Genomic DNA, 5,220 nt, shown 5'->3' with positions numbered 1-5,220 from the left:
CTTGTATATCTATGACCGTCGGTTTATTTGATTTTATTGCTTCTTCAATAACTGCGCCTAACTCCTCAGGTTTTTCCACTCTAATACCAACAGCACCCATTGATCGGGCAACTTCCGCGAAATCAGGATTTTGGATATCCGCCCCTACAAAACGATTATTATAAAAATCAACCTGATTCTTTTTCTCTGCACACCATGCATTATTATTGAACACACATGCTATGACCGGAATGTTTTCTTCAACGGCCGTACTCACTTCATGTAAGCTCATGCCCCACGCGCCATCTCCAACAATGGCTAAAACAGGCGTGTTCGGTTCAGCTAACTTGGCACCAAGTGCAGATGGGTAAGCAAATCCAGTGTTCCCGAATGTAAGCGCAGCGATATGCCTTCGGCTCTGATTGAATTTTAAGTAAGCGTTTGCAGTTGACGATACATTACCGATATCTGTTGTAACGATAGCATTTTCAGGCAATACTTTAGTCAATTCCAAAAGTGCTCGACGCGGATTGATCGGGGTTCCATCGATCATCGCAAGTTTCACCAATTCTTCTTCCCATTTTTGTTTTTCATTCGTAACTTCGACCATCCGCTTTTTTTCTTGCTTTAGGTTAGGATTACTGGCCTTCAACCGTTTCAGGATTTCATGGCTCGCTTCACGGGCATCTCCGATGATCCCAACTTCCACAGGGTGTGTCCTCGCTATTTGCCTTGGATTAATATCTATTTGGATGATTTGTGCATCCTTAGGGAAATAATCGATGTCATAGCATGGTAACGTTCCAAAAACCGATAATCTTGTACCGACCGCCAATATGACATCCGCTTTCTTTAGTGTATTCATGGCTGCCTTTGATCCCATGTAACCGATTGGGCCGACTGACAATGGATGATCTGCAGGAAATGCATCATTATGCATATAGGAGACAGCCACCGGAGCTGTTAAATATTCTGCAATATTCTTAATTTCCTCGATGCCATCTGAATCAACCGTTCCCCTACCGGAAATAATGACAGGATACTCAGCCTGAGCTAAAATTTCTGCCGCTCTATCCAAAGATGCAGAAGATCCGCAGCCCCTTTCATCAACGCGATATTGATGTGGTTGAAGTATTTGATCTTCCACTTCACCATAGAAGTAATCACGGGGGATATCGAATAAAACCGGTCCCCTTTCGGCATAGGCAATCCGAAATGCTGTCCTAAGGCAATCAGCGACCCGGCCTGGGTGTGTCACTCTAACCGTTTCCTTAGTGATGGCCTTGAAGATGGAAACCTGATCACATTCTTGGAATCCATCCCATCCAACCGTTGGTGTACCAGCAGAAGGTGATATGACCACCATTGGAGTATGAGCTTGATTGGCCGCTGCAACAGAGGTGACCATATTCGTCATTCCAGGTCCGTTTTGCCCGATGACAACTCCTGCAACACCAGAGACACGGCAATAGGCATCTTCCATATGTGCTGCACTTTGTTCATGGCGGACACCAATGAAACGGATGCCTGCAGTTGGCAATAAATCAAGCATATCCATGAAAGCAGATCCCAGAATTCCCGAGATATGTTTAACTCCCTCGGCCACTAATGTCTCAACGATGGCTTCACTTGGTGTCATTTTAACTTTCGTTCCTCTTAACATTTTTGTTTCGACCATAGCACATTCTCCTTAATTATAGTTATTTCTGATAATGACGTTGCGACGTCCGTACCAGTTATAAGATGTATATTACTACCATTGGATGAAACAGTCAATAAATAAATTGAATATTTTGAATTTATTTAAAAACTTTAATCATCATAGTCATTAACTCATGTATTTGAATCTTCCTTAACCAATAAATATATCCTTTTTTTCTGTCAATCTGTAGTTGATCCGATCGATGATTTCCAATAAATCACCTATTTCATCAATTACGAAATCAGCTCCTGCATTCCAAAAACGATTTTCTGCATGTTTCATCCGTTTTTGCCGTTCATATGGGTCCATTTCGTTGATTTCCGCTTCTGAAAGGCCGATTTCACTGCCGCCTTTCAATACGGCAACAGTCCACATTCCCGCAGAGATGCCTTCTTTGATGTCACTGATCGTATCGCCGACTTTAACGATTTTGCTGAGTGGATACACTTCGAGATTCATCGCCGTCTTAAAGCACATCCAAGGAGCAGGCCTTCCCGCAGGCACCTCGTTAGACGCAACAATGGAATCTGGTTGATAGCCCCATTTTTCCGCCTCTTGTTTAACAACATCAATCATTTCCCGAGTATACCCTGTCGTCGAACCGATTTTTATTCCTTGCTGCCTTAAACGGCTGATTAATTCAATTACGCCTGGTATTGGCTTGGCGTTTTCCTTGAGAACCTTAAAAAGCAAATCCTCAAAGTCCCTATACAATGATTTTAGATCTCTTTCGTCCGGTTCTTTCCCAAATTTAGCAATCCATAAATTGGAGATTCGTTTCATTTTCAGGAGTTCCATAATATGATCCATTTTCAATAAACCCATAGGTTCCCTTGCTTCCTTAATCGTAATATCTATTCCCCTTATCCTGAATATCTCGACAAATGCTTGGACCGGCGCAAAACATCCATAATCCACCGTCGTTCCTGCCCAATCAAAGATCACTGCCTGAACCACTTTGCATTCTTTCGCACTTTCCAACCTATGTTCCCCTCCTTATCCTTACCTCCTTTAAAATCACCAAACTTGCTAAACCCGTAAATACCCCACTGGTGATGACCTGGGTATAAAGAGAATTCATTTCACTTTTTCCAAAAATAACTGTAAATCTTCTTTAGTAGCCTCAGAGAGACGTTTCATTTTTTCAAGGTCCTTATCCGCATTCCCGGACTCCCCAATTAATGGGTAAAGGTTTTTCTCAATCCGTTCATACCAATCGGGGTATTCATCTTCCACTTGCTTTTCTATCGAATCCCATGTAGAACTGATCTCTTTTCCCATTTCTTGAATTTCCCCTGAATCCGCCTCCGTACTTATTTCTGATTCCAATCCTTTTATGGATTGAATCACATCGCCGACACCTTTTTTAATAACCTCTGCATTTTGGGTTTCACCCGTATTTGCATCCGGATTTTCATTCAAGACTGGACTTTTTTCTTGTTGAGCCTCGTCCGGTTCACTTGAATTGTTGCAGCCTGACAGCAACATGGCCCCAAGGATAACCCCACTAGTCATTACACGGAAACCATTCAACATAATCCCTCCTTCATGATTTAAAAGACAGATGGCGCCAAGCACCTGTTGGCACAACTCTCTTTTTCTATGGGAGTCATATTCTAGCTGTTTAGTGATTGAAGAATTTTGTCTGAGGAGTTCCATAGAAGTAAACGAAGCATTTCCTTAAAATGGTATAGAGTAAAAGCTATAATTTTTCAGAATTAGGGGAACCAGAAACAATATTTAATTCATTCTCCATATACTTCGCCTTTTTTCGCCGAAGGAAAAAGAATGAACAGATAACGATCAAGCTAAATAGCATGGTAAAGATAAACTGTGGACGTTGCGAATCGATAAATGCCATTAATATCAAAACGGAAACCATGGAAAGTATGGTTACATAAGTCAAATAAGGGAATAACCACATTTTGATCTTGAAAATTCCGGGATTTTCTTTCTCCATTCTCTTCCTTAATCTGAGATGGGAAACCGCAATGGCCAGATAAACCAGAATTCCGACTCCACCCGAGGAATTCACTAAAAAGAAAAAGATTTTATCAGGTGAGACATAACTGAAAATGGTGCTGATAAAGGCAAATAATGTAGAGCCGACTACAGCAAATATAGGGACACCGTTCTTGCTCACTTTTGAAAATACCTTTGGAGCATCACCCTTTTGTGCAAGTGAAAATAACATGCGTGAACTCGTATATAACCCCGAATTCAAACAGGAAAGCAGTGCAATGAGAATCACTATATTCATGATCAGGGCAGCAGAAGGGATTCCCATCATTTCAAGTACGGCAACAAATGGACTTTTCAGCAAAGAAGCCGAATTCCAAGGTAATAGCGTCACTAGAATAGCTATGGACCCTATATAGAAAATCAGGATTCGCCATACCACACTATTCAATGCACTTCTAACCGACTTAACCGGATCACTCGTCTCACCCGCGGCAATCGCTGGAATCTCCACTCCAACAAATGCATGAAAAACAATTGCGACGCCAACTAGTACAGAACTTAACCCGTTCGGAATAAAACCGCCAAAATTCAGAAGATTGGAAGCACCAGGTGGTTTTATCGTTGGGATTAACCCTAATATCACTGCCACACCCAGGCACAAAAATAGGATGATACTGATTATTTTAATGATTGAAAACCAGTATTCGAACTCACCAAACGATTTTACGGAAAAAATATTCGTCAGTTTCAATAAGATAATCAAAGATAGACTTATGACCCAGACGGGAACGGAAGGAAGCCAGCTGTGTATGATTGCAGCCCCCGCTGTTGCTTCCAAAGCAATGACGATAACCCAAAAGAACCAATATAACCAACCTGTTGTAAAACCGGCCCATTCACCAATCCCCTCTCTTGCATAAACGGCAAAAGATCCAGTATTGGGATTCACTGTGGCCATTTCCCCAAGCATCCTCATGACTAGAACAACGATCAAGCCTGCCAAAACATATGATAATATCGCCCCGGGGCCCGTTTGACCAATTATGATACCGCTTCCTACGAATAAACCAGCGCCTATGACACCACTTAAGGATATCATTGTTAAATGTCTTTGTTTCAGGCCTGGTTTCAGTTCTTCCTGTTGATGTTTCATACCCTCCACCAACTTTCAATATTTTGTGGAATCAACTAAGATAATCGCTACTTGCATGTAATAACAAGGCTTTTTCAACTGCCTGTCCTTTACACTTTCACAAAGATAGTGGGAACTTGGAAACATGGCATTTTAAAAACAACACAGGAGATGACGCTATGAACTTAAGATTCTATATCATTATTCCCCCTTCCTTAAGGCTATTTTGACATTCGAAGCAGATATAACATCACTACGTCATGATGTTAGGACCACTTACTATGTGTATAATACACTCTGATTTTTTTAAAGTCAATTTAAAAATCAGAATATTTAGATAACGAAATGAAAATTTTCAAATAAAAAGGTTCCCATTATTACTGCAAGCCTCTAATACTTTTCATTTTACTTCTTTCACCTTGGAGGATTCATCTAACACACTTTC

At 41.1% G+C, this 5,220-nt stretch carries 4 protein-coding genes; all 4 read right to left on the bottom strand.

The window, feature by feature from the left end:
• The coding region (gene xsc / locus ACFVSH_RS22545; RefSeq protein WP_387707926.1) for a sulfoacetaldehyde acetyltransferase at window positions 1-1,657 on the bottom strand (1,657 nt) is incomplete at its 3' end.
• Between the two features lie 174 nt (window positions 1,658-1,831).
• Window positions 1,832-2,662 (bottom strand): phosphonoacetaldehyde hydrolase, encoded by an 831-nt coding sequence (gene phnX, locus ACFVSH_RS22540; RefSeq protein ID WP_387595623.1) that lies wholly within the window; start codon window positions 2,660-2,662, stop codon window positions 1,832-1,834.
• Between the two features lie 96 nt (window positions 2,663-2,758).
• The gene (locus tag ACFVSH_RS22535) at window positions 2,759-3,214 is read right to left on the bottom strand and encodes a hypothetical protein (RefSeq protein ID WP_387707924.1); all 456 of its coding nucleotides are present in this window, start codon (window positions 3,212-3,214) and stop codon (window positions 2,759-2,761) included.
• A gap of 169 nt (window positions 3,215-3,383) precedes the next feature.
• Complete coding sequence (locus ACFVSH_RS22530) at window positions 3,384-4,796, bottom strand: amino acid permease (RefSeq protein ID WP_387707922.1); 1,413 nt, start codon at window positions 4,794-4,796, stop codon at window positions 3,384-3,386.
• Between the last annotated feature and the right edge of the window lie 424 nt (window positions 4,797-5,220).

Source organism: Peribacillus sp. NPDC058002, assembly GCF_042886655.1.
Taxonomy (GTDB): Bacteria; Bacillota; Bacilli; order Bacillales; family DSM-1321; genus Peribacillus; species Peribacillus aracenensis.
The sequence above is the reverse complement of the archived record's forward strand: the minus strand, read 5'-3'. Positions and strand labels throughout refer to the sequence as shown.

Coding starts and splice junctions, on each gene's coding strand:
- ACFVSH_RS22530 (WP_387707922.1), bottom strand. CDS start 4,796: ATGAAACATCAACAGGAAGAACTGAAACCAGGCCTGAAACAAAGACAT.